General features: G+C 49.4%; 18 protein-coding genes. 5 read left to right on the forward strand and 13 right to left on the reverse strand.

Annotation, left to right across the window (positions count from 1 at the left end):
- Positions 1-22 precede the first annotated feature (22 nt).
- From wcaF to LC084_RS10075, 9 genes are all read right to left on the reverse strand, one after another.
- Positions 23-598, reverse strand: coding sequence for a colanic acid biosynthesis acetyltransferase WcaF (gene wcaF / locus LC084_RS10035; RefSeq protein ID WP_226570995.1), 576 nt, complete (start codon positions 596-598; stop codon positions 23-25).
- A 128-nt stretch (positions 599-726) separates the two neighbouring features.
- Positions 727-1,479, reverse strand: a complete 753-nt coding sequence (wcaE, locus tag LC084_RS10040) for a colanic acid biosynthesis glycosyltransferase WcaE (RefSeq protein ID WP_226570996.1) — start codon at positions 1,477-1,479, stop codon at positions 727-729.
- Between the two features lie 11 nt (positions 1,480-1,490).
- Entirely contained in the window at positions 1,491-2,711 is a 1,221-nt protein-coding gene (wcaD, locus tag LC084_RS10045; RefSeq protein ID WP_226570997.1) for a colanic acid polymerase WcaD, read from the reverse strand.
- Positions 2,686-3,900, reverse strand: a complete 1,215-nt coding sequence (locus tag LC084_RS10050; RefSeq protein ID WP_226570998.1) for a glycosyltransferase — start codon at positions 3,898-3,900, stop codon at positions 2,686-2,688. The genes wcaD and LC084_RS10050 overlap by 26 nt, the downstream gene beginning before the upstream one ends.
- Positions 3,897-4,385 (reverse strand): colanic acid biosynthesis acetyltransferase WcaB, encoded by a 489-nt coding sequence (gene wcaB, locus LC084_RS10055; protein ID WP_226571203.1) that lies wholly within the window; start codon positions 4,383-4,385, stop codon positions 3,897-3,899. Before wcaB ends, LC084_RS10050 begins: the two co-directional genes overlap by 4 nt.
- Before the next feature lie 3 nt (positions 4,386-4,388).
- On the reverse strand, positions 4,389-5,234 hold the full coding sequence (gene wcaA, locus LC084_RS10060; RefSeq protein ID WP_226570999.1) for a colanic acid biosynthesis glycosyltransferase WcaA: 846 nt from the start codon (positions 5,232-5,234) through the stop codon (positions 4,389-4,391).
- Between the two features lie 97 nt (positions 5,235-5,331).
- On the reverse strand, positions 5,332-7,524 hold the full coding sequence (gene wzc / locus LC084_RS10065) for a tyrosine-protein kinase Wzc (RefSeq protein WP_226571000.1): 2,193 nt from the start codon (positions 7,522-7,524) through the stop codon (positions 5,332-5,334).
- 2 nt (positions 7,525-7,526) lie between these two features.
- On the reverse strand, positions 7,527-7,970 hold the full coding sequence (gene wzb, locus LC084_RS10070; protein ID WP_226571001.1) for a low molecular weight protein-tyrosine-phosphatase Wzb: 444 nt from the start codon (positions 7,968-7,970) through the stop codon (positions 7,527-7,529).
- A gap of 6 nt (positions 7,971-7,976) precedes the next feature.
- Complete coding sequence (locus LC084_RS10075) at positions 7,977-9,110, reverse strand: polysaccharide export protein (protein WP_226571002.1); 1,134 nt, start codon at positions 9,108-9,110, stop codon at positions 7,977-7,979.
- 706 nt (positions 9,111-9,816) lie between these two features.
- Between LC084_RS10075 and LC084_RS10080 the strand changes: the two genes are divergently transcribed.
- On the forward strand, positions 9,817-11,394 hold the full coding sequence (locus LC084_RS10080; RefSeq protein WP_226571003.1) for a TerC family protein: 1,578 nt from the start codon (positions 9,817-9,819) through the stop codon (positions 11,392-11,394).
- Positions 11,395-11,512: 118 nt separating this feature from the next.
- Here the strand turns inward: LC084_RS10080 and asmA are convergent, their stop codons facing one another.
- From asmA to udk, 3 genes are all read right to left on the reverse strand, one after another.
- Positions 11,513-13,378, reverse strand: coding sequence for an outer membrane assembly protein AsmA (gene asmA, locus LC084_RS10085; RefSeq protein ID WP_226571004.1), 1,866 nt, complete (start codon positions 13,376-13,378; stop codon positions 11,513-11,515).
- Between the two features lie 43 nt (positions 13,379-13,421).
- Positions 13,422-14,003 carry a dCTP deaminase gene (gene dcd, locus LC084_RS10090; protein ID WP_226571005.1) on the reverse strand — a complete coding sequence of 194 codons (582 nt, stop codon included), beginning with the start codon at positions 14,001-14,003 and terminating at the stop codon, positions 13,422-13,424.
- A 229-nt stretch (positions 14,004-14,232) separates the two neighbouring features.
- A complete protein-coding gene (udk, locus tag LC084_RS10095) occupies positions 14,233-14,874 on the reverse strand; it encodes a uridine kinase (RefSeq protein WP_036115019.1) in 642 nt (213 codons plus the stop codon).
- A gap of 324 nt (positions 14,875-15,198) precedes the next feature.
- Between udk and LC084_RS10100 the strand changes: the two genes are divergently transcribed.
- Positions 15,199-18,531: a diguanylate cyclase gene (locus tag LC084_RS10100; protein WP_226571006.1), complete on the forward strand. Its 3,333-nt coding sequence runs from the start codon at positions 15,199-15,201 to the stop codon at positions 18,529-18,531.
- Between the two features lie 18 nt (positions 18,532-18,549).
- Here LC084_RS10100 and alkA read toward each other — a convergent pair whose 3' ends face one another.
- Positions 18,550-19,434, reverse strand: a complete 885-nt coding sequence (alkA, locus tag LC084_RS10105) for a DNA-3-methyladenine glycosylase 2 (protein ID WP_319004402.1) — start codon at positions 19,432-19,434, stop codon at positions 18,550-18,552.
- A gap of 324 nt (positions 19,435-19,758) precedes the next feature.
- Here alkA and LC084_RS10110 point away from each other — a divergent pair, with 324 nt between their 5' ends.
- The 3 genes from LC084_RS10110 (at position 19,759) to LC084_RS10120 (ending at position 23,149) form a co-directional block, all read left to right on the forward strand.
- Positions 19,759-20,541, forward strand: a complete 783-nt coding sequence (locus LC084_RS10110) for an IclR family transcriptional regulator (RefSeq protein ID WP_226571205.1) — start codon at positions 19,759-19,761, stop codon at positions 20,539-20,541.
- Positions 20,542-20,569: 28 nt separating this feature from the next.
- The gene (gene rhmD / locus LC084_RS10115) at positions 20,570-21,775 is read left to right on the forward strand and encodes an L-rhamnonate dehydratase (RefSeq protein WP_226571007.1); all 1,206 of its coding nucleotides are present in this window, start codon (positions 20,570-20,572) and stop codon (positions 21,773-21,775) included.
- 75 nt (positions 21,776-21,850) lie between these two features.
- Positions 21,851-23,149 (forward strand): MFS transporter, encoded by a 1,299-nt coding sequence (locus tag LC084_RS10120; protein WP_226571008.1) that lies wholly within the window; start codon positions 21,851-21,853, stop codon positions 23,147-23,149.
- The last annotated feature ends 12 nt before the right edge of the window (positions 23,150-23,161 follow it).

The raw sequence follows: 23,161 nt of genomic DNA on the forward strand, positions 1-23,161 counted from the left end.
TTATCGGACTTCGTTGGGAGTCTCAGGCTGCGCCTTCCATTGAAGGCACAGGTTGGGTATCCACGCGTTTGCGTATCACCACTGCCGGGTTGCCACGGCAAATTGCGTTGCCGGGCAATGATGCAAAAACACTGCTGCGCGCACCCACTACGGTGCCATCGCCAATCGTCAGGCCTGGCGCGACAAAGACGTCTGTCGCCAGCCAGCATTTTTCGCCAATTACGATGGGGTGCGCGGAAATATCGAAGTAGTCACTCATGTAGTCATGGCTACCCGTGCACAGGTAGCACTTCTGGGAAACCACGGCGTTTGCGCCAATAGTGATATCCCCCAGGGTATATAGCACTGCGTCGTCACCCACCCAGGCATAATCGCCCAGGGTTAATTTCCACGGGTAAGTGATTTTGACTGAAGGGCGAATTACCACGCCTTTGCCAATGCGTGCGCCAAATAAACGCAGCAGGAAAGCACGCCAGCGGTACATTATTTGTGGCGACCAGGCAAATAAGGTGGCCTGAACAGCCCACCATAATTGCACTTTGATGCCACCGGCACCGCGGAACCCCGCCGGAACGGTGAAATTCTTTAAATCCTGCATATTTAATCCTCAGCGGTAGAGTGCATGGGAACCCCTTCATATCTCAGGTGATTATTGCTAAACCCTTTGCTATATGAATTATTTCCAATATCAACCAGGCACTTCGTCTTAATCAGGCCAATTAATTATCAGGCTTTGTTATATAAGGCCTTAGCTTTACCCGTAGTTCTCAGGCGTAACCGGTAAGACAATTCCGCCCAAAAACCAGGAACATGCAGTATCTTGCGTTGTACAGCTTTAGCATCCTGACATAATTCAATGTTATTAGAGGTTGAGACACCTCCCATTGAAAATTCAGAAACCAAACATTTAATACGTTTGAACTGGTAACCCAATTTATACATACGTGCAGTAAGTGCATAATCTGACGACACGCGATATTTCAGGTCATAAGGGTATTGTTTTAAACCATTTACCGGGAAAAATATTGCCTGATGGCTCGCTGGCAGGCTGTGGTAAATATACCAGCCGTGTTTTGCGGTACGGCGCAATTTATTGCCATCGCCAAAATCAAGCAGAGCATCACCAAGGTACATTACCTTGCCATTATTACTGTCTTGTTGCATTTGGCGAACAAATTGCGCGGCATCTGCATGGAAAATATCACCCGAGTTCAGGAAGACGGCATACTGGCCCTGGGCCATAGCGATGCCTTTATTCATGGCATCGTAAATGCCTTTATCTTTCTCGCTTACGTAACGTAAGTTGTACTGACCATTGCAGTTTTCGAGAAATTCTTCCGTACCGTCTTGTGATAAACCATCCACCACAATCCACTCAAAAGGAATACCCGCCTGTTCTAAATGAGCCAGAGATTGCCAGGTTTTTACAACACCTGCGTAATTTCTGAAAGCAACAGTAATCACACTTAAAAACGCCATAGCGAACCTCTTCAGGATACTGTCTGCGCCAGCGCTTTACGCAAAATAAATGGGCAGACAATTAAAAACGCATATTCCGGGCTAAAAATTGAACCAGTAAAGAACAATGACAAAGGCATAAACAAATATAACTGCACGCGATAGTTACGGTTATTGCCAAATGCGGCAGGTACCATTTTCGCCACTTTAGTCATGTACCAGACTGTTAATGCAACTGCGAACCAGGAAAAATAAATAATCAGTAGATAGAGACCATTGTCTATGGTTTTACCCACATCCGCACCGTTAAAAATTCCGAATGATGCGACATATTCGTAAAGCGAGCCAAATCGGACTATTCCGTCAATATTGGTTAATGAATAACCCACCATTACCAGTGGACCAATAATACGGTAATACGAAGAAGACCCAGCTGTTCCCAGTTCACCAATACGCTCTGCTATATAGGGGAACCCCAGTACCAATCCGACCATAAAAACCGCAAGAGAAATAATTGCCAACGGTAATTTCTTTCTAATCGCGCTTTTATTCAGGTACTGAAATGCCCACTCCAGCAAATAAAACATGATAAACGTCATTACACCGGAAAAGGACCCCGAGAGAACAATCCCTGCAAGAATCATAACATCAGTTTTCGGCGTTTTGATACCAAACTGCTTGATACTGAGCCAAATTGAGATTAGTGCCAGAGCGAAGAATGCTGGCTCAAAATACAGTGCTGTGGTTCGTTTACCACCAAAGCTAATAAAATTGAGTACATAGCTGTTACTGTAAATGAGAAATTTGGATATATTCTCAATCAGGCTACTGCCACCGGTGAGTAATATTTGCGCCATTTCTGCCGCCGCTATCATCACAATGATCCCCACCACCAGGTAAAACGCCCGCAACAGTTTGCGGTGGTTACGCAGTGAAATGGGTTTAAAGCGGCAACTCCATGTCATACCGATTATCACCACGATGTAGACAAACAGCAGTGTTGATGTCACGTATTTACTGGCATCCAGAGATTTGCCGAAAATGTAGTTGTAAATGGTTAGCCCGGCGCCAATCCCTAAAGCGATAAACAGCTTTTTCAGGCTGATACGCTCTAAAAACAGCAGCAAAATAGCGGGCATAAAAGTGACTACCGTTATCGGGAAGCTGGCACCGATTTGCGCCAGCTTCACGTTTACCACCAAATAGGTGAACGGCAGTATCAGGTAGCTACAGACTCTGATAGAACGAGACATATTCCTCCAGCATCTGTTGGCCACTGAACGCCGCACGGCTACGCTGCCTGAAGTCACTCAGGGAAGAACCGAACAGTGTTTGCGCCAGTTCTCCCCGGCGCTGCGCTGCGAGCCCGCTCGCCTGGGCGGTATCCACCGTGATGCCCTGCACTTTACTCAGCACTTCCTGCGCCGCTTCACTGTGAGTGGCAATCACCGGTAAACCGATAGACAGCGCTTCACACAGGATTAATGGGTAGTTATCTACCCGCGAGCTGAACAACAGGGCATCCAACTGGTTAAGTTCACGCATCAGCGCGGCTTTGTCGGTCAAAAAACCGTGGTTCACCACGTTTGAACCTTCAAAAGGCGAGAATTTGCCAAAGGTGTGCACTTCAACATCTCCACGGGCGATGATGTCGCGCACCAGTTGCTGGTTAGTTTTCCCGTCGTAGCGTAAATCATGGGCTACCACGGCAAGTCGCGGCTTGCTGTTTTCCGCCTGTGCATCTGGCAGGTTCGCCAAAATCGTTTCGGTAGCCAGATCGATCCCGTTATTGATTACCTGGCAGCGCCCTGCCCCGTAGAGACTATTAAATGCCTCTGCGACATGCTGGCTGGGGGAGATAAACTGGCAACCCAGTGACAACATCGTATTAATGAGATTGCGTTTTTTATTGATACGCTTCGATGCCAGATCCACTTTTACCGGTGGGTAGTTATTCAGCCCAGGGCAGGCCTTGCAGCCGGTTTTCCAGCCTTCGCAACCATCCAGAAACGCACAACGCCCGGTAATACTCCAGTGGTCGTGCAAGGTCCACACCAAGGTGGCATCGGGTTTAGCCGCTTTCAGGCGGCGGCAAAAATCCACGACCGATGCAAAGTTCAGCCAGTAGCTATGCAGTACATGAAAGTGCAAAACCACCGGGCCTTTCGTTGCCAGCAGGCGGTCATACAGGTTGTTCAGGTTGCCGAACGGGTCGCGGTTCAGAACCTGAAACAGCGCCAGGTTAATCATGGAAACCAGTTGCGGTGTGTGTTTTTCGGCATGGGGAATATTGTCGTGGCTGACGCTTTTTTTGCCGCCCTTGCCATAGCCATAAATAAAACGAGACTGCCAGCCCTGCTTCAGCGCACGCTGGTGCAGATCCAGCGCGACCCCAGCCGCACCGCCTTCTGCCAGGCGTACATTAAATTGCAGAATATTCATTTAATAACCTTCACTCGCGCTTTTTCGCCAGTCACCAGCGCGTTATCCGGAATGCTGTCCAGTACGACGCTTCCCGCGCCAATCGTCACGTTGTTACCAATGCTGATATCGCCTATCAAAATGGCACCAGCGCCCAGTTCGACGCCGTTACCAATCACCGGGCAGGCCAGGCTGTCTGGCCCGCGGTTACCAATGGTGACACCGTGGCGAATAGTGAAATCATCCCCGGCGACGACAAATTTATTGATAACCACTGCATAACCGTGGTGAATAGTGAAACGGCGGCCAATTGTGGCCGCAGCCTGAATTTCATAGCCAAACAGGCATTCAGTGATAAAGCGATACAGCAGTAATAACGGTGCTGCCCAGATATTGTTGATCACACTTTTTTTGCGCCATACGGAGCAAAAGTGAGCAAAACGGTACGCCACCACCATGCAGCACGGGCGCAGGCTCCAGCTATTTGCGCGTAAATCTTCCAGCAGCATTTATTTTCCTCGCAGCCCATACGCCAAACGGCGTGAATTACGCACAGAGAACAGTGCCAGCAGTGTACGCAGTGACATCCGTTTGTTGCGGATTTGGTAGAGCGTGAACAACTGGTATTTCTTACTGGCTTTGTCGAATTTGCTTTTGTGTTTGCGGTAGAAATTGAAATAGCCGGAGAACTGTTTCGGCGATTTGGTTATCTGCATTTCGCCGTGGTTGATGTGCAGAATTTGCGTGGCCTCTTCCACTTTCCAGGGTTCGCCCCAGGAAATGACCATGCGCAGGAAGATGTCATAATCCTGCGCTGCACGCAGTTGGGTATCAAACAGGCTTTCTTTAAAACGGTTTGCCAGGGTGAACACCTGGTTACCAATAATATTGCGTTTAAAAAACAGCTTGCGGGAGTACGGTGATTTTGGGTACAGCGGCAAGCTATTGGGCTGGGTATACACTTCCCCCTGGCAAATATAATCGTTGGCATATAAAAACGCGTGGCTCACCAGTTGGTGTTTTTGGGCCAAAAACGAGGAAAGCCGGTTGGGCATCCACTCATCGTCGTCGTCAATGCCAGTAATGTAGGAGCCCTGTGCGCGTAGTATCGCCTGGTTACGCACAGCACAGGCACCACTGTTAATGTCGTTATGGATATAAGTCAGGCGCGGGTCGTTAAGGGATTCGACAAACGCCTGTAACTGGTCCCAGGATTCGGAGCAGTCATCCACAATAATCATTTCCCAGTTGTCAAAATCCTGGCGCAGCACTGATTTAATTGCGCGAATAGCCAGTTGCTGACGGTTCCATGTCGGCATGTAGATAGATACCAGAGGGCGCGATGGTGTGGTCATCTTTCCATTCCCCATTAGCTGAAAGTGAAAAGTCAGGTTGGTGCCCGGTTGCAGGTGGCGGTACCGCCCGCAGGCGGCACCGGTTTACAACAGACAGTTATTTGGCATCCGATTTGTATTCGTATTCGTAGTAGCCGTAATCCTGGTAGCCCGATGCCCGGCGGAAGATGGAGTTCAGAATCACCCCTTTCACCTGAACGCCGTTTTGTTCAAAACGTCCCAGGCTGGTTTCTACTTCTTTCAGGGTGTTGACCGCATAACGTGCCACCATCAGAGTGGTACCTGCATGGCGGCCAACAACGGCTGCATCCGTTACTGCAAGGATTGGCGGTGTATCAATCAGTACCAGTTCGTAGTTCTTGCTGGCCCAGTTGATAAGCGCTTCGAAGCGTTCACTCATCAGCAACTCTGACGGGTTCGGTGGGATTTGCCCACGCGGGATCAGGTCAAAGTTGGCAATGGTGGTTGGCCGTGCGGCTTTTTCCAGCGGGCTGTTATCTGCCAGCACATCCGACAAGCCATGATGATTGCTACAGCCCAATAATTCGTGGGTGTAGCCTTTACGCATATCACAGTCGATCAGCAGCACTTTTTTGTTGGTCTGGCTGATAACCGCCGCCAGGTTGGCACACACAAAGGTTTTACCAATGGACGGGCTAACCCCAGTCATCATCAGGACATTGTTAGATGCCTGCATCATGGCAAAGTGCAAACTGGTTCGCAGGCTACGCACAGCTTCAATTGCCAGGTCAGTGGGGTTCCCCACCGCCAGCAGTTCACTTTGCTTATAGCGCCGGTTAGTTGAACTGCCCTTGAGGTGCTTAACTTTGCTACCACCTTTTCCGGCGTTATCACGCGCTTTTTGCCACTCGGAAAGCGGGATACTGGCGTAAACGCTGATCCCAGCTTCTTCCAGCACTTGCGGGCTTTCGATTCCGCGGTTAAGCAGTGAGCGCAGCAGAACACCAACAATGGATAACATCAGCCCCAGAATGATGCTGCCGAGGATAACCAGTGCACCACGGGGTTTCACAATACCCGGCTCAGTGACCGCCGGGTCCACGATGCGGACATCGCCAACGGTACTGGCTTTCTGGATTTTCAGTTCCTGCTGGCGGTTCAGCAATTGCATGTACACTTGCTGTCCAGATTCGACGTCACGGGTTAACTGCACCACTTCCTGCTGGGTTTTCGGCATTGCAGCAATGCGTTTTGCCAGCTGCGCTTTTTCGTTTTCCAGCACCTGGCGCTGTTCAAGCAAGGTGCGGTAAGACGGGTGCGCTTTGGTGTAGAGCTTGGAGATCTCTGCTTCTTTGAATGTCAGTTCATTCAATTGGGAATCGATGTTGACCATCGAATCCAGTACAGATTTTGCCTCCAGTGATAAATCCACGGAGTCTTTTTGCTGGCGATAAGTGTTTAACTTGCTTTCAGCGGCATCCAGGTGCTGGCGTACCACAGGCAGTTGTTTTGCCAGGAAGTCGAGGCTTTTCGCCGCTTCTTCAGATTTGCGCTCAACATTCTGTTCAAGGTAATTACGCGTAATGCTGTTGAGAATTTCACGGATTTGGTCGCGGTCTGCCCCGGTATAAGTCAGGCTGAGCACACCGGTATCTTTGCCATTTTCGGTAACAGTCAGGCTGTTGGTCAGCTGGTTTATCATGCCCAGCGTAGAGTATTTGGTGACCGTAAACTCACTGCCTTCGTGGGCATTAATTCCGGAAACCAGCAGAGTCAGCCCATCTTTGGTTAATGGCTGCCCCACCTGCCCTTCTGCGCTGAAACCGTTGTTACTGCTAAAACGGTAATGAGTCGGGTTCAGTACTTCCAGAGTAAACTCTGCTTTGTGCATGGCTTTCGGCACGTTAAAGGTACTGACAACCACGTTTTCATTCTGCCGCCCCATTAACCGTTCCCAACCGGCACCAAAAATGGGGAAGGTTTTCTTCTCAACGTCAATGTCCAGATTCAGGTCATCAACCGTTTTCCCCAGAACCATACGTGAGGTAATCAGTTGCATTTCCGCATCGGACTGTGGCGCTTTGTTTTGCAGCGCAGAGTTAATATCCTGCACCAGAGAACTGCTGCCATTCTGTTCGATTTGCACCAGTGCGTCGGCTTTATAAATCGGCGTCGCGAACATGACATACGTGACCGCAACCATGGCAAACAACGCAGTGATGCCAAGTACCCACCAACGGGCTTCAATCACGGTACCAATCAGACGACCGATATCAATCTCGTCGCTGCCATCAGACGAGGCGGAGGCGTGTTTAATGCGTTCTGTCATTGTTATCCCTGCTGAACTGTCAGTGCGTCCGCCCACTTACGGGCAGAAAGGTCAAGAAGCTCATACACCGCTTCAAATGCCTCCTGGCTTTTGCGCCAGGGGTCCGGAATTTCACGTTCACTATCCCAGTGACCAAACAGCATCACTTTGCCACGCATTTCTGGTGCCATTTCGCACAATGCGGCGATATGGCGGCGCTCCATGGTGAGGATAAGGTCGTAGTTGCGGCACATTTTTCCTGACACCTGGCGGGCGCTGTGCCCGTCCAGAGAGAGGTTGTGCTGACGGGCGACTTTCGCCGCCGTCGCATCAGCATGTTTACCGACCAGGGCACCTAACCCGGCAGAATCCACGTTAAGCTCTGGTTGGTACGCTTTCAGTAAGCGTTCCGCAGTTGGAGAACGGCAAATGTTCCCCACACACACCACTAAAATTTTATTGAACATAAGCGGTTACCAGTTATGAACGTCACTCGCCGCATTAATCATGTAGCGAACGCCTGTTATCGTCGGTACCAGTTGGTTAACCAGTCGACCCCAACGCGCCACTGGCGCTGTGGTGACATACACCACGTCGTAAGGTTGCAGGCGGAATTCTGTCGCCATAACCAGCGAGGTGGCATCGGACATATCCAACTGATAGATATTGGCGATTTTTCCGTCTTTACTGTTACGAATAGGACGAATCACGAAGATACCGCTGGCATTGGCGCTGGTCAGGTCGATACCTTCTGCCTGGCCAAGTGCTTCTGTCAGGGTCATGCCGCTGAAGTCCATTTTGAGCGTGGTCTGTTTTTTCACTTCGCCCATTACGAAGACTTTCAGGTCATCGTTACGTGGCACAAACAGAATGTCGCCTGGGTACAGTAAGTGGTTCTGGCTCAGGTCGCCGTTTTGCATCAACGCCTGGAGTGAAATGCGTTGTTCGCGCCCGTTGTGGGTCAATACCACATTACGCCAGTCGGCCATGTCGGTCAGGCCACCTGCCGCATTCACTGCATCCAGAATAGTCAGTGGCACATTGGTTATTGCCTGCTGGCCGGATTTCAGCACCTGGCCGGAAACATAAACTTTCTGTGAGCGGAACGCAGCGACATTAACGTCCACCTGCGGGTCGGTAATATATTTCGCAAGGCGGCTGGTAATATCACTACGGATTTCACTCAGGGTTTTCCCTGCTACGTGAACTTTACCGATATAGGGATAAAAGACCGTACCATCCGGGGCTACCCAGTTACCGGTGTCGCTAGAGCTACGGTACTGGCCGGCCGGTGTGGTCAGTTCGGGGTGATCCCATACGGTGACGTTAAGTACGTCGCCGGGGCCGACCCGATACTGGTAATTCGACATTTCTTGCTCGAGAGACGCATTGGGTTGTGCCACTTCCGGGCGTGGGCGTAATTCTTCAACCAGGCGAGGCGTCAATGGATAGACGTTTACTAACTTATCCAGATCAAAGTCAGCGTCCTGTTGTTTTATCACATCTTTCCCCGATGTAGACATATTGCTACCTGGAAATACCGTACAGCCACTCATCAGGCCCACTGATACCAGGAGGGGCATCAATTTTAGTCTGGATATCATCATTGAATATTAATCACTATGGTAGAGTAATTATCCTGAACGCTGCTGATAGCAACATTACCGCTAACTTAAAAAGAGAATGCGATGTTTATACATAAAATATAACTGGCATCAGTCCTAAAATTTGCTTATTCACCCTCAGAACATTGACAGAATAATTATTGGACATTAGGGGCTTCGGACACGCTACCGCCCTTGGCTTACAGTTACCAATCTACTGAAAATTCAGTGTCTTGCAATGCACGAAATGGTGCTAAGATGCACAAAAATACTGCAGTGAAATATCCGGCCTTACATCTGTTAAAAATATCAAAGCTGGGTGTTCTTAATGCAAAACTCATTTAACACCTGATGGATTGTTGCAGCTAAATAAATAGCAGGCAAGGTAGGATACCTCGCGCTGGTTGTTTTTAAGAATAATATTAAGCGCTCATATTTAATTTTTTAGGATTTTCTTCATATTGACATTGAATAACAAGCACAAAAATCACGCATAATTTAATAAGTCAAGGTGGTATCTATATGGCATTATTCCTAAAATATATTCATCCGGCATTAATATTATTTAGTGGGTGTAATTTATCTATTTCTAATAAATTCATTCACCTGCATTTTTATTATTAAGATAAATCTCAGCAATTGATTGATTTTTTGGCAGGCTTTCTCCATGATTCCGAAAGAAACAACACATTGGGGTAATTAACTGATTATGGAATGGTTGGCAGACCCTTCAATCTGGGCCGGACTGGTAACATTAATCGTCCTTGAACTCGTGTTGGGCATTGATAACCTGGTGTTCATTGCGATTCTGGCCGAACGGCTCCCTCCAAAGCAACGTAACCGTGCACGTATCACTGGTCTGTTTTTCGCCATGCTGATGCGTCTGGTGTTACTGGCTTCTCTTTCCTGGTTAGTCACGCTGACCAAACCTCTGTTTAGCTGGAGCACATTCAGTTTCAGCGCACGCGACCTGATTATGCTGGCCGGTGGCATCTTTCTACTCTTTAAGGCAACCACGGAACTGAATGCCCGGCTGGAAGGGAAAGAGAGCGACAACGACGCCCAACGGCGTGGCGCTTTTTTCTGGGCAGTGGTCGCGCAAATTGTGGTGCTCGACGCTGTTTTTTCTCTCGACTCAGTAATAACAGCGGTTGGCATGGTCAACGAATTGGGCGTAATGATGGCCGCAGTGGTCATTGCCATTACCCTGATGATGCTTGCCAGCCGTCCACTTACGGCCTTTGTGAACCAGCATCCAACTATTGTTATTCTCTGCCTGAGTTTCCTGCTGATGATTGGCTTTAGCCTGGTAGCTGAAGGATTTGGTTTCTTAATACCCAAAGGCTACCTGTATGCCGCAATTGGTTTCTCGGTACTGATTGAGATTTTTAACCAGATAGCGTTGTTTAACCGGCGGCGTTTTCTGCAAGCAAACCGTTCGTTACGCCAGCGCACTGCAGAAGCGGTAATGCGCCTGCTTCGCGGCCGTAAAACCGATGAAATGCTGGATGAAGAAACAGCCGTCCTGAGCGACGATGCACCAGCGCCAGTGTTTAACCCGCAAGAACAAATGATGATTTCCCGGGTGCTGAATTTAAACCACCGAAGTGTCTCGAGCATCATGACTTCACGCCATGATATTGACCTGTTGGATGTCAATGAAACAGAGCAGGCGGTACGCGACAGGCTGCAAAAGAACCAGCATACCCGCCTGGTGGTCAGTGCCGGAGATGACGAGATAATTGGCGTTGTCCACATTATTGATTTACTTAATCAGAGCATGAGTGAACGCCCACTGGATATTCAGGCGCTGGTACGCCAACCGTTAGTGTTCCCAGAAACGCTGGCGTTACTAAGCGCTCTGGAGCAATTCCGTTCAGCACGTACCCATTTCGCGTTTGTCGTGGATGAATTTGGTTCTGTTGAAGGCGTGGTGACCTTAAGCGATGTAATGGAAACCATCGCTGGTGACCTGCCAAATGAAGCGGAAGATGTTGATGCGCGCCATGATATTGAACGCCACCCAGATGGCAGCCTGACAGTTAACGGCCATATGCCGCTGGATGACCTGGTGCACTACCTGCCAGAGCTGCCACTGGAGGAAAAACGTGATTACCAGACGGTTTCAGGGTTGCTGATGGATGTACTCCAGCATATTCCTGTTGCCGGAGAAGTGGTGCGCATTGGGAATGTGGTGTTCACTACTTTGCAGGTTACTCACCACCGCGTGGAGCGGGTGCATGTTGCTACAGTGCTGCCAGACAACGAGCCGGAATATGAAGTGTAGTGATGAGCAGCATAACGTTGGTATTAGTTGGTAATAGAAGTGCAAGCTGCAAGCCGTAGAAAAAAGCAGCCTGTAAATACGATTAGCCCCGCACCGGTTAGTGCGGGGCTAAATACTGTTATTTATCCAACAGCTTTTTCAGGTCCTGTGCTTTACTGCTCTCTTTGTTGCGCTCAACCCAAGCTTTCAGGCGGTCACGTGCTTCGTTTTGCAACTGGTTACGCAGCACCTGGTTAACATCAAGCGCGTAATTCATGGATTTCCACGGGCCATAAATACGCAGAGGAATGGCGGTCTGGCTCAGGGTTTGTGTCAACTTACTATCTCCTTTCCAGCCACCGGTAATACGAATCATAAAATTGGCGTCAGACTCTTCTTTAACCAAATCCATGCTACTGTTCCCGCTGATACTCATAACAGGAGAAGAGCCCTGAATATTGCTCAGTTCAAGAGTGCCGCTATCCAAGGACAAATCGGCACTGAAATCGGCCAGAAGGGTGTTATCGCTATTCTCATTTCCGTTGTTTTCCTGAATACGGCTGTCTGCCCGGGCAAAAGCCTGGGTAATCAACCGTTGGAAGTTAAGCCCAACCAGGCGGCTATGTTCCATTGATAACGAGCCTTCACCTTGCCAGTTATGGCGAAACGCATCGGCATCCAGTTGGTGGCCGGAAAAACGCCCATGCAGAGAAATGCTCCCTTCAAGCGCAATCGGGTAGTTAAACGCAGAAAGTACCGGGCCAATTTCTACATTATTAATGACCGGGTTGAATGCCAGATTGGCAATATTTTTCCTGGCATCTACCGTACCGGGGAAAGACAAGGTGCCCTGGCCTAATTTGCCTGTAAGCTGATTTACCGCCAGAACACCATGCTGGTTTTCCATATCGGCGGCAACATCGGTGAAATCCAGACCACGCCAGCGCACGTTATCCGCACTCAGTTTGAAATCTGCATCGAAATTCCACAGGCTGCTAAACGGCCCGTCAACGGTATCTCCAGCAATAACCGGGCGCGGCAAAACCACCTGCCCTGCCGGATTGCTGCTTTGTGCAGAATCGGGCGTTTCTTCGGAACCAGGGGAGCCAATCAGTTCATCCAAATTAAGCCGGGCAAAATGCAATTGGGTACGGATATCCGGTTTTTTCCCCATAACCAGTGTCAGCCCGCCATCAACCTGGCTGGTGTTTGCCGTCAGTTTTAGCGCGGATAACGCCAATTGTTGCGGCATATCTTGCCAGTCCAACTGTAACGTACCCTGGCCATTAATGCCTTTCGCTGGCAAATCTGCCCCAGTAAGTTGGTAATCCAGTTGGGTTATTTTAGCGCTGAAACTACGAGGCAAGTTTTGTACATTAACCTGGCTTTCCAACGAAACAGTCAGATCACGTTGATCGCGGTTGACCCGGCTGGAAAGTGATACCGTGGCAGTACGCAGGGCATTATCCACTGACATATCCAGTTGCAGATCCCGCACGGTTACCGGGCTACTGTTTTGGTCCTGTGGCTGGAAAACTAACAGGCTGTCTGCCAGTTTAAGTTTCGACAGGCTGAGCACCCAGTTTTGGCCTGTATCGCCCAATTCTGGTTGGCCTTTTGGTGCCACTGGCGCACCTTGTGGTGCACGGGCAGCGGTATCAGGAGTAACCTGCACCACCGCGCCTTTCAACATAATTTGCCGGACATCAAGCCGGTGAGACAACAATGGCAACAGGCCGACATCCAGCCGCATGTTATCCGCCGTAACTACCGGTGCATTGGCACCAGGCGCCTTCAGCGAAATACGGCCAGATAATATGCTGAGTTGTGGCCAAACATGCCAGCGTAATGGCCCGTTGAGCGAAAGCTGGTAGCCACTGCGTTCTTCAACCTGGCGAACCATATATGCACGAAAGTCATTGGGGTTAACCAACAGCACTAAAGCTGACAGGCCCGCCACAATAACGACCAGCAAAATCATCAACGTTGTTAAAAAACGTCTCATGCTACCCTCATTCGTTCTCCCAGCGACCAGGAGCGCGCACGTATCAGTCTTTGTCTATCCGGCTGGCGACAGCACCCTGCTGGTCGCGATATTTAGCATCCTGGCGACGGTTATAAGGCCGTTCTGCTGGCCCGGAAAGCGGTTCAAAACTTAACGCACCAATTAACATTCCAGGGCGTAATGCCAAAGGCAACTTACCGGAATTATAGAACTCCAGCACAATACACCCTTGCCAGCCCGGATCAATGCGATGTGCCGTAACGTGCACCATCAGCCCAAGACGCGCCAGAGATGAACGGCCATCAAGCCAGCCGACTAAATCTGCGGGCAAAGTGACAGACTCCAGAGTAACCGCCAAAGCCAGTTCACCAGGATGCAGATAAAACGCTTCCTCTTCACCCAGGACAATTTCATCACTCATGACCCGGTCCAGTGCAGCACTGACTTCCTGTTTCGGGCCGCTCAGGTCAATAAACGCCGCCGTATGCCCACGGAACGTGCGGAATTTATTCCCCAGGCGCACATCGACTGTAGCGCCATTAATACGCTCAACGGGTGGGCGTGGCGTAATGGCCAGACGACCTTCGTCGAGCCAAATTTCAATATCACGATCGCAAAGACGCATGGTTATTCTCCTTTCGCGCTTTTTTGCTATGCCCCTGGTCATTCAGGCGGCAAGTGAGTTGCCCTACTGTAACCCGAATTACCCAGAGTAAATACCCTGTGCCTTTTTACATATGCTTGCCAGCTTGTTCTATTTCCCACTCTGGCAAAATGGCGCGCCAAATTTCCGGCCACACCATACAAGGCCATAGCGTTACCTGCCACGGCACAGCCGAAGCAATAGCGGGTGTTTATTCAAAAAACTGGCTGATTTTTGCCTTGAGAATATCAATAGCGATGCGGTTTTTGCCCCCACGCGGCACAATGATGTCGGCATATTGTTTAGAAGGGTCAATAAACTGCAAAAACATCGGACGCACGGTTTTTTGGTATTGCGCCATAACAGAATCCATTGAACGCCCGCGCTCATTTACATCGCGTTTAATACGCCGCATCAGGCAAATATCCAGCGGCGTATCGACAAAAATAGAAAAATTCATTTCCTGGCGTAACCGTGCATCTGTCAACAACAGGATCCCTTCCAGAATGATGACTTTTTTCGGTTCGATATGCACAGTTTCCACCATCCGGGTATGTTCAACATAGCTGTATACCGGAAGCTCAATGGGTTTGCCTTGCTTAAGCATTTGCAAATGCTGAAACAGCAAGCTGTGGTCCATTGCGCTGGGATGGTCATAATTTGTTTTCACCCGATCTTCCATCGAGAGGTGACTTTGATCTTTGTAGTAACAGTCTTCCGGAATGACACCAATGTGTTCATCACCTACCTGATCGCGTAACTCACGGTAAAGAGTACTGGCAATAAGGCTTTTACCTGAAGCCGATGCACCGGCAATCCCGATGATGACGCACTGATGAGACTTGTCAGTCATAAAATTAACGACCTGATTACAGAAAAATGAAGGAAGGGAAACGCGGCACAGCGCCGCAAACGCGCCAATTATATGGATTTCCCCTGGCTGATGCCAGTCGCCCGGTTTATCAGTGAACGAAAAGTACGCAGAATGCGGAACTAATCGAGAATAATTAACAGGCCCCTGCCTATTTTGCCTGTCTGCGTGTATATTTTGTGCTTGAAACATTCTAATGTTTACTGCTTGCATAGGAATCAGTAACAGTTTGTACTAGCATGATTTCTTACTATTTCGGTGTTCTGGCCGGGTCTTTCTGAAGCAATTGGTGCGGATTGCGTGGTAATGACGAAAAATAATAATCATCCCCGGGGATTCCTGACTTCTCAGTTAAACCAGTTTTTTGGGCTGGGCGTTGTCAGCTTTCTATTTACCGCCTTCTCACTGGAGCTTCTCTTTTCACCAACACACCTTGCGCCAGTGTGGTTTCCCAGCGCCATTATGATGTGTGCGTTCTGGCGTTTCCCGGTGCGCAAATGGGCTGTTCCTGCTGTAGCCTGTATTATTGGCAGTGTTTCTGCATCCACCTTGCTGCTGGCTCATGACCAGTTGAACTTTATCTACCCGGTTATCAACCTGGCTGAAGCGGTTACTGGCGCGTTATTACTGAAATATTTACTGCCCAGAAATCCCCCCCTGGATTCCCTGCCAGACTGGCTGAAATTAGTCGTAGCCAGCGCACTGGTGCCACCGGTTCTTGGCGGTTTGCTGGTTTTACTGGCAACCTCACCTCACAACCCGCTAAATGTCTTTTTTGTTTGGGTGGTTTCTGAGGCAATCGGCTGCCTGGCTATTGTGCCAATTGGCCTGCAATTTTCGCTCAAGAATTTGCACCATTTTCTGCGTACCCGCAGTTTCCTGGAAACACTGGCAACTATGGCCGCGACATTGCTGCTGAGCTACCTGGCTCTGCGCTTTTTGCCGTGGCCTTTCACCTTTGTAATCGTGTTTCTGATGTGGAGTGCTATTCGCCTGCCGCAGGTTGCAGCATTTACTGTGGCACTGGTGAGTATAATGGGCATCTCCCTGATGTTTGCGCTCGGGCAAACCCCTTCAGCGTTAATTACCGGCACAGATATCAATACCCACGCCCCATGGTTGCCATTTTTGATTCTGCTGTTACCTGCCCATATTATGACCATGGTGATGCACTCTTTTCGTGAAGAGCGTAAAAACATCACCGCCAGTGAAACCCGTTTCCGTAATGCTATGGAACATTCCGCGATTGGCATGGCGTTGGTCGGTGTCGACGGTCGTTGGTTACAGGTCAACAAAACGTTGTGCAAATTTCTGGGCTATACCCAGGAGCAACTACGTAATCTCACTTTCCAGCAAATTACTTTCCCTGAAGATTTACACACCGATTTGCAATACATGGACAAACTGCTCAGTGGCGAAATAAATAGTTATTCCATGGAAAAGCGCTATTACAACAGTAAAGGCAATATTGTCTGGGCATTGCTGGCGGTTTCCGTCGTGCGTGATACCAGCAACTCACCACTGTATGTGATTGCTCAGGTTGAAGATATTAACGATCTGAAACACTCCGAATGGATGAATAAACGCCTGATGGAGCGGATTACACTCGCGAATGAAGCCGGTGGTATCGGTATTTGGGAGTGGGATATGCTGAACGACCAGATTAGCTGGGACAAACGCATGTTCGAGCTTTACGGCGTACCAGGACATTTGAAACCATCATTCCAGTTATGGATGGATTGCCTGGTAGCAGATGACCAACCAGCAGTCAAAATGGAAGTGACAGACGCATTACGGCGCAAAGAGCCTTTTAAAGTGGAGTACCGCATTCAGGTTCAGGATGACACTCGCCATATTCGTACACTGGCTAACCGGGTATTGAATAAGCAAGGTAACGTAGAACGTTACCTGGGTATCAGCATGGATATGACTGAGGTTAAGCAACTGCATGATGCGCTTTATCAGGAAAAAGAACGCCTGCACATCACACTCGATGCTATCGGTGAAGCCGTCATCTGTACTGATGTTGATATGCGCGTCACGTTTATGAACCCGGTTGCGGAAAAAATGAGTGGCTGGCCGCAAGAGAAGGCATTTGGGCAGTACATTCTTTCCGTGCTGCAGATCACCTTTGGTGATAACGGCCCGGCAATGGAGAATATCTACAGTGGTGATGCCGTCCGCTCTGCTATGGAACAGGATGTGGTTCTGCACTCTCGCACTGGTGACAGTTTCGATATCCACTATTCAATTACTCCACTGAGCACTCTGGATGGCGAAAATATTGGGACAGTGCTGGTTATTCATGATGTGACTGAATCACGCAAAATGCTGCGCCAGTTAACCTACAGTGCTTCACACGATGGCCTGACACACCTTGCCAACCGCGCCAGCTTTGAAAACCACCTCAAGCGCCTGTTAACGGGTGCGGTGGAAAACCGCCAGCAGCACGCACTGGTGTTTATCGACCTGGACCGTTTCAAAGCAGTGAACGATACAGCGGGCCATGCAGCAGGCGACAGTCTGTTGCGGGAACTCGCAACCCTGATGCTGAGCTTACTGCGTAACCACGATTTTCTGGCCCGTCTGGGTGGCGACGAATTTGCATTGTTGTTGCCAGACTGCTCTGTTGAAGGTGCCCGCCACATTGCCGAACGCATTACTGGCATGATTAACGATTATCACTTTATTTGGGAAGGGCAGACTTACCGGGTTGGTGCCAGTGCGGGTATCACCATTGTTGATGAACATAATTACGATGCCAACGAGGTACTGTCTCAAGCAGATATCGCCTGTTATGCATCTAAAAATGGTGGTCGCGGGCGGGTTTCTGTCTTTGAAGCGAAACAGCACACTAATCAGCGCAAGAAAGACCAGCTATCAACCGAAGAGCAACAAGCTATTATTTCCCACAACCCGGTATTGATTACCGCCCGGCCAGTCGCCTCACCGCGAATACCAGAAAGCTGTAGCTTCTACTTATTGGGCGTTCAGCTTTGGAATAATGCCGGAGACATGATAGAAGAAACGCCATTCAGGGCTGGTTTGAACAGTGCCGAGCTGCAGAAAGCGCTGGATCTGCGAATGGTTGAGCTGTTCTTTAAAGAACATGCGCGCCGGGTAATCGTTAAAGGTTTTACTGTCGCACTCTCACTCTCTGTTGCCGGGTTGAGCAGTGGTACGGTTGTTGACACACTGGTGAGCTTATTGCGGGAAACCCAGTACCCACCTGCCCGCCTGATGGTTATTGTCGAAAATCAGGTTATTGGCCGAATGGAAGGTAATATTAAGCAAGGGCTTGAACAACTGGTTGATGCCGGTTGCATGTTGGTGCTCAGCCAGGTTGGCGATGATCTGGATATATTTAACCAAATCCCCCGCCATTTATTTAAAGCCGTGTTACTGGAGCACTCACTGGTACAACATGTTCATGAAAACCTGATGGATGAAATGATGGTGACCATTATCCAGGGCCATGCACAACGCCTGAAATTACAAACCATTGGCGGCCCGGTTTCCCAGGCAATAACAATGGATACACTTTCTGGTATTGGTATGGATTTGATCTTCGGCGACAGTATCGGCCCACAACAGCCACTTGAAGTGCTGCTTAATGGCAGCTACTTCGCCATCAACTAAGGCATACAGCTCAGCACATCAACTGAGTTCTGGCTGCCAACCCGCATTATTCCAGATATGCAGCAACGCCAGTGAACGCCAGGGAGCCCAGCGTTGGGCATACTGGCGTATTTGACCTGGTGTCATACCGGCAAAACGTTGTTTGATCAGGTAATCATCTTCCAAAAACACATCCTGTGCTCCCCAGCCTCTCAAGGCAAAATAACTGGCTGTCCAGCGGCCAATACCCGGCCAGGACATTAGGTGTTTCAGGCCTGCAGAGGTATCTTCCGGTGGGGTCAGCGGAAACTCCCCCGCCACCACCGACTGCGCCAGGGTAATAATGGTTTCTGCGCGTCGTAAAGACATCCCAATACTTTTGACGGCCTGTGGGTCGCAACCTGCAAGTACCTCTGCCTGCGGGAACAATTGCCCGTGAGCGCTGGCGGTACCGAAGGCCTGCACCAATCGCGTAGCAAGCTGTGCCGCCATTTTTACACTTACCAACTGGCCGAGAACGGCGCGTACCATTTGCTCAAAAGGGCAGATACAGCCGGGCATACGGATACCGGGGTTTAGTGCAGCAAGTGGCCCCAGCACCTGATTAACCTCTTCCGGGTTCAGGCCAAGGTTAAGCCAGTGGCGCACACGCGCCAGTACCGTTTCGGCTGCCGGAACCAGGCTGGCGCTTAGCGCCACCTGTAAGCGATTGTGTTGTGGTTCAGGCCGGGCAACCACCAGCCCGGTAACACCACCAATAACCATCACACGGCTGAACGATTCTTGAGTAACAGACTCCAGGCCACCTACCGCACGGGCGGCCAGGAATTGGCGCATCCATTCCCAGTCATAGGGTGGCTGGTATTGAAGAAAAAACAGGTTGTTCTCTTTACCAGTAATCTCGTCAGGGGTTGCTGGCAGCATGGGGGCACCTTCGGGCAGTGAGCAATAAACAGAGTCAGTATTATCTCCACTACTATACTTGAAATCACTTGTGATACAGACAAGCGAAACTGCTTCGGCCTTCTGCCAGTCACCGAATAAGCACAAAACCCTTTTACCCACACAAAAACAAAGTCATTAAGTACAACCCACTGTACTGACTGAAAAAGAATCCGTGCCTTTCATCACATTTATTAGCCCACCATCGCGCATTTTTGGCTTACCGGTCTTTTCTTTGATGTCTTTCACAAAAAAACCCCGCCGCCGCCGCCACACTGATTCCATTAATACAGACCGGAGTCCAGCATAATGGAAAACAGCAAAGTTCCAGCGCTTACTCGTGCCATTGAGATCCTTAATGTTATTGCCAAATATGGCCCATGTCCGGCCGCAAAAATTATTTCTGAATTAGGTATTCCCAAAAGCACAGCATATTTATTACTAGCTGAATTAAAAAAACACCGTTTTATTTCCACCGACACCAGGGATAATTATTGCTTATGGACCAGGCTGGTTGAGTTGTCTGAACAGGCGCTAAGTAAAATGGATTTACGTGATATTTCCCGGCCAGACCTGACTCATTTAATGGAAGAAACGGGTCTGTTATGCCACCTGGGCATTATGGATGGTGACAGTGCTTATTACATTCTAAAAATCGAGTCTTCCTCAACAATTAGTGTACGTTCACACGAAGGGAAAAGCCTGTCGTTATACAGTTCAGGAATTGGTAAATGCTTGCTGGCATGGCAGGAACCCACCCGGCAGAAAGAAATTCTGAGCCACCTGAGTTTTATTCGCCACACTGCCACCACGCTCAATTCACGTGAAAAACTTGAACACGAACTCACCTGTATTCGCCGCCAGGGCTGGAGTTTTGATAATGGCGAAGATTATATCGATGTCCGTTGTATTGCTGCGCCAATATTCAACGCACGCAATCAACTTGCAGCTGCCATTTCAGTTGTCGGCACACGTTTACAAATAAATCCGGATAATCAGGACTTTTTCGCCAGCAAAGCGATTGCTTGTGCCAAAAATATTTCCAGAAAACTGGGATGGCGTAGCCCGCTGGAATTAAAAGCATCCTGATTATTTTTGTAATAATGGAGAAATAACAATGACCCTACCAAAAATTAAACAAATCCGTGCTTTTTTCTGTGGAGGAGCAACAGCAGATGCTGGTGCTGGCGGGGCTGATTATCATGATCAGCAAGGTAATCACTGGATTGATGACCATATTGCAACCCCCATGAGCAAATATAAAGACTATGAACAATCTCGCCAGTCATTTGGTATTAATGTGCTTGGTACATTAATTGTTGAAGTTGAAGCCGATAATGGCCAGACAGGATTTGCTGTTTCTACTGCTGGTGAGATGGGTTGTTTTATTGTCGAGAAGCATTTAAACCGATTTATTGAAGGGAAATGCGTCAGTGATATTAAATTAATACATGACCAGATGCTGTGCGCCACACAATTCTACTCTGGGTCTGGCGGTTTGGTGATGAACACCATTTCCTGCGTGGATTTGGCGCTGTGGGATCTGTATGGCAAAGTTGTTGGCTTGCCTGTATTTCGCCTTCTGGGTGGTGCGGTACGCGATGAAATTCAGTTCTATGCAACCGGAGCCCGCCCGGATCTCGCTAAAGAAATGGGGTTTATTGGCGGGAAAATGCCCACTCACTGGGGCCCACACGATGGTGATGCCGGTATCCGCAAAGATGCCGCCATGGTTGCTGAATACCGGGAAAAATGCGGGCCTGATTTTTGGCTGATGCTGGACTGCTGGATGAGCCAGGATGTGAATTATGCAACCCGCCTTGCCCATGCCTGTGCGCCCTATAATTTGAAGTGGATTGAAGAGTGCCTGCCGCCACAACAATTCGAAGGTTACCGTGAACTGAAACGTGCTGTCCCCCCGGGAATGATGGTGACCAGTGGTGAACATCACGGAACACTACAATCCTTCCGTACCCTTTCGGAGACGGGAATTGATATTATGCAACCCGATGTCGGCTGGTGTGGCGGGTTAACGACCCTGCTGGAGATAGCTGCGATTGCCAAATCCCGCGGGCAGTTGGTGGTGCCTCATGGTTCTTCTGTTTATTCACACCACGCGGTGATTACCTTTACTAATACGCCGTTCAGTGAATTTCTCATGACCAGCCCTGACTGCGCAACGTTACGCCCGCAGTTCGACCCTATCTTGCTTAATGAACCTGTCCCAGTAAATGGGCGTATTCACCAGTCTGTGCTGGATAAACCCGGTTTTGGTGTTGAACTCAACCGCGATTGCGCCATGAAGCGCCCTTATTCTCATTAATTTAAGTCGTTATTAAAGCCACGAAGCGGCTGGCGTTAATACCAGCTGCTCACCTCTCCATTGAGGAATTCTATTATGAATCTGCATCTTGACAGCGCAGTGAAGAAAAACCGTGCCCGCTTGCTGCCATTTATGCTGGCACTTTATGTCCTGTCGTTTTTGGACAGATCGAATATTGGTTTCGCCAAAGAAGCCTACCAGTTGGATACCGGGCTGAGTAATGAAGCTTATGCACTGGGTGCGGGGATCTTTTTTGTGGTGTATGCCCTGTTGGGTGTGCCCGCTAACCTGATGATGCGCAAAATAGGCGCACGTACCTGGATTGGCGGCACTACGCTTGTGTGGGGAGCGCTTTCTGCAGCAATGGCCTTTGCAGATACAGAAGCAAAGTTTCTACTGGTACGTACGTTGCTCGGTGCTGCCGAAGCCGGTTTTTTCCCTGGAATGATTTACCTGACCTCTCAGTGGTTTCCGCAACAAAACCGCGCAGCAATTATGGGGCTGTTTTATATGGGGGCACCTCTGGCATTAACCCTGGGTTCACCACTATCGGGAGCTTTGCTGGAAATGCATGGCTTTATGGGGTTCGCTGGCTGGTTCTGGATGTTTATTATTGAAGGTTTGCTGGCCGTGGTCGCTGGTGTTTTCACCTTCCTGTATTTAGATAATACACCTGAGCAGGCACGCTTTTTAAGCCATGATGAAAAGCAGGCGCTCATTCGCCAACTGGCCAGTGAAGAGGAAACTAAACTCACATCCCGATTCAGTGTTGCGCTTAAAAATTCACGGGTGTGGCACCTTGCCCTTATCTACATGACTATTCAGATTGCGGTATACGGGCTTATTTTCTTTTTACCCAGCCAGGTTGCTGCCCTGCTTGGCACCAAAGTGGGTTTTACCGCTTCAGTTGTTACCGCTATTCCCTGGGTTGCAGCCTTGTTTGGAACCTGGCTAATTCCGCGCTACTCCGACAAAACCGGTGAGCGTAGGCTAACTGCCGCGACCACTCTGCTTCTTGCCGCATTGGGAATTGGTATTTCCGGTCTTGTCGGCCCGGTGGCTGCCATTATTGCCCTGTGTTTTGCTGCCATTGGTTTTATCGCAGTACAACCCGTTTTCTGGACGATACCCACTCAGTTGCTTTCAGGTACAGCCCTGGCAGCAGGAATTGGGTTTATTAACCTGTTTGGTGCTGTGGGCGGTTTTCTCGCTCCGCTGATTCGTGTGGAAGCAGAAGCACGGTTTGGTTTCCCGGCGGCAGGCCTGTTGACACTGGCGGCCATCGCGTTGCTGGGCTCCCTGGCGATTGTCAGCCTGCGTACCCCAAAAAAGCCGCTTAGCCATAACCCGGCGGCGTCTCACACCAGTAAATGATTTACTCCCGTC

This window comes from Mangrovibacter yixingensis (assembly GCF_020523985.1).
In the GTDB taxonomy this organism is placed as follows: Bacteria; Pseudomonadota; Gammaproteobacteria; order Enterobacterales; family Enterobacteriaceae; genus Mangrovibacter; species Mangrovibacter yixingensis.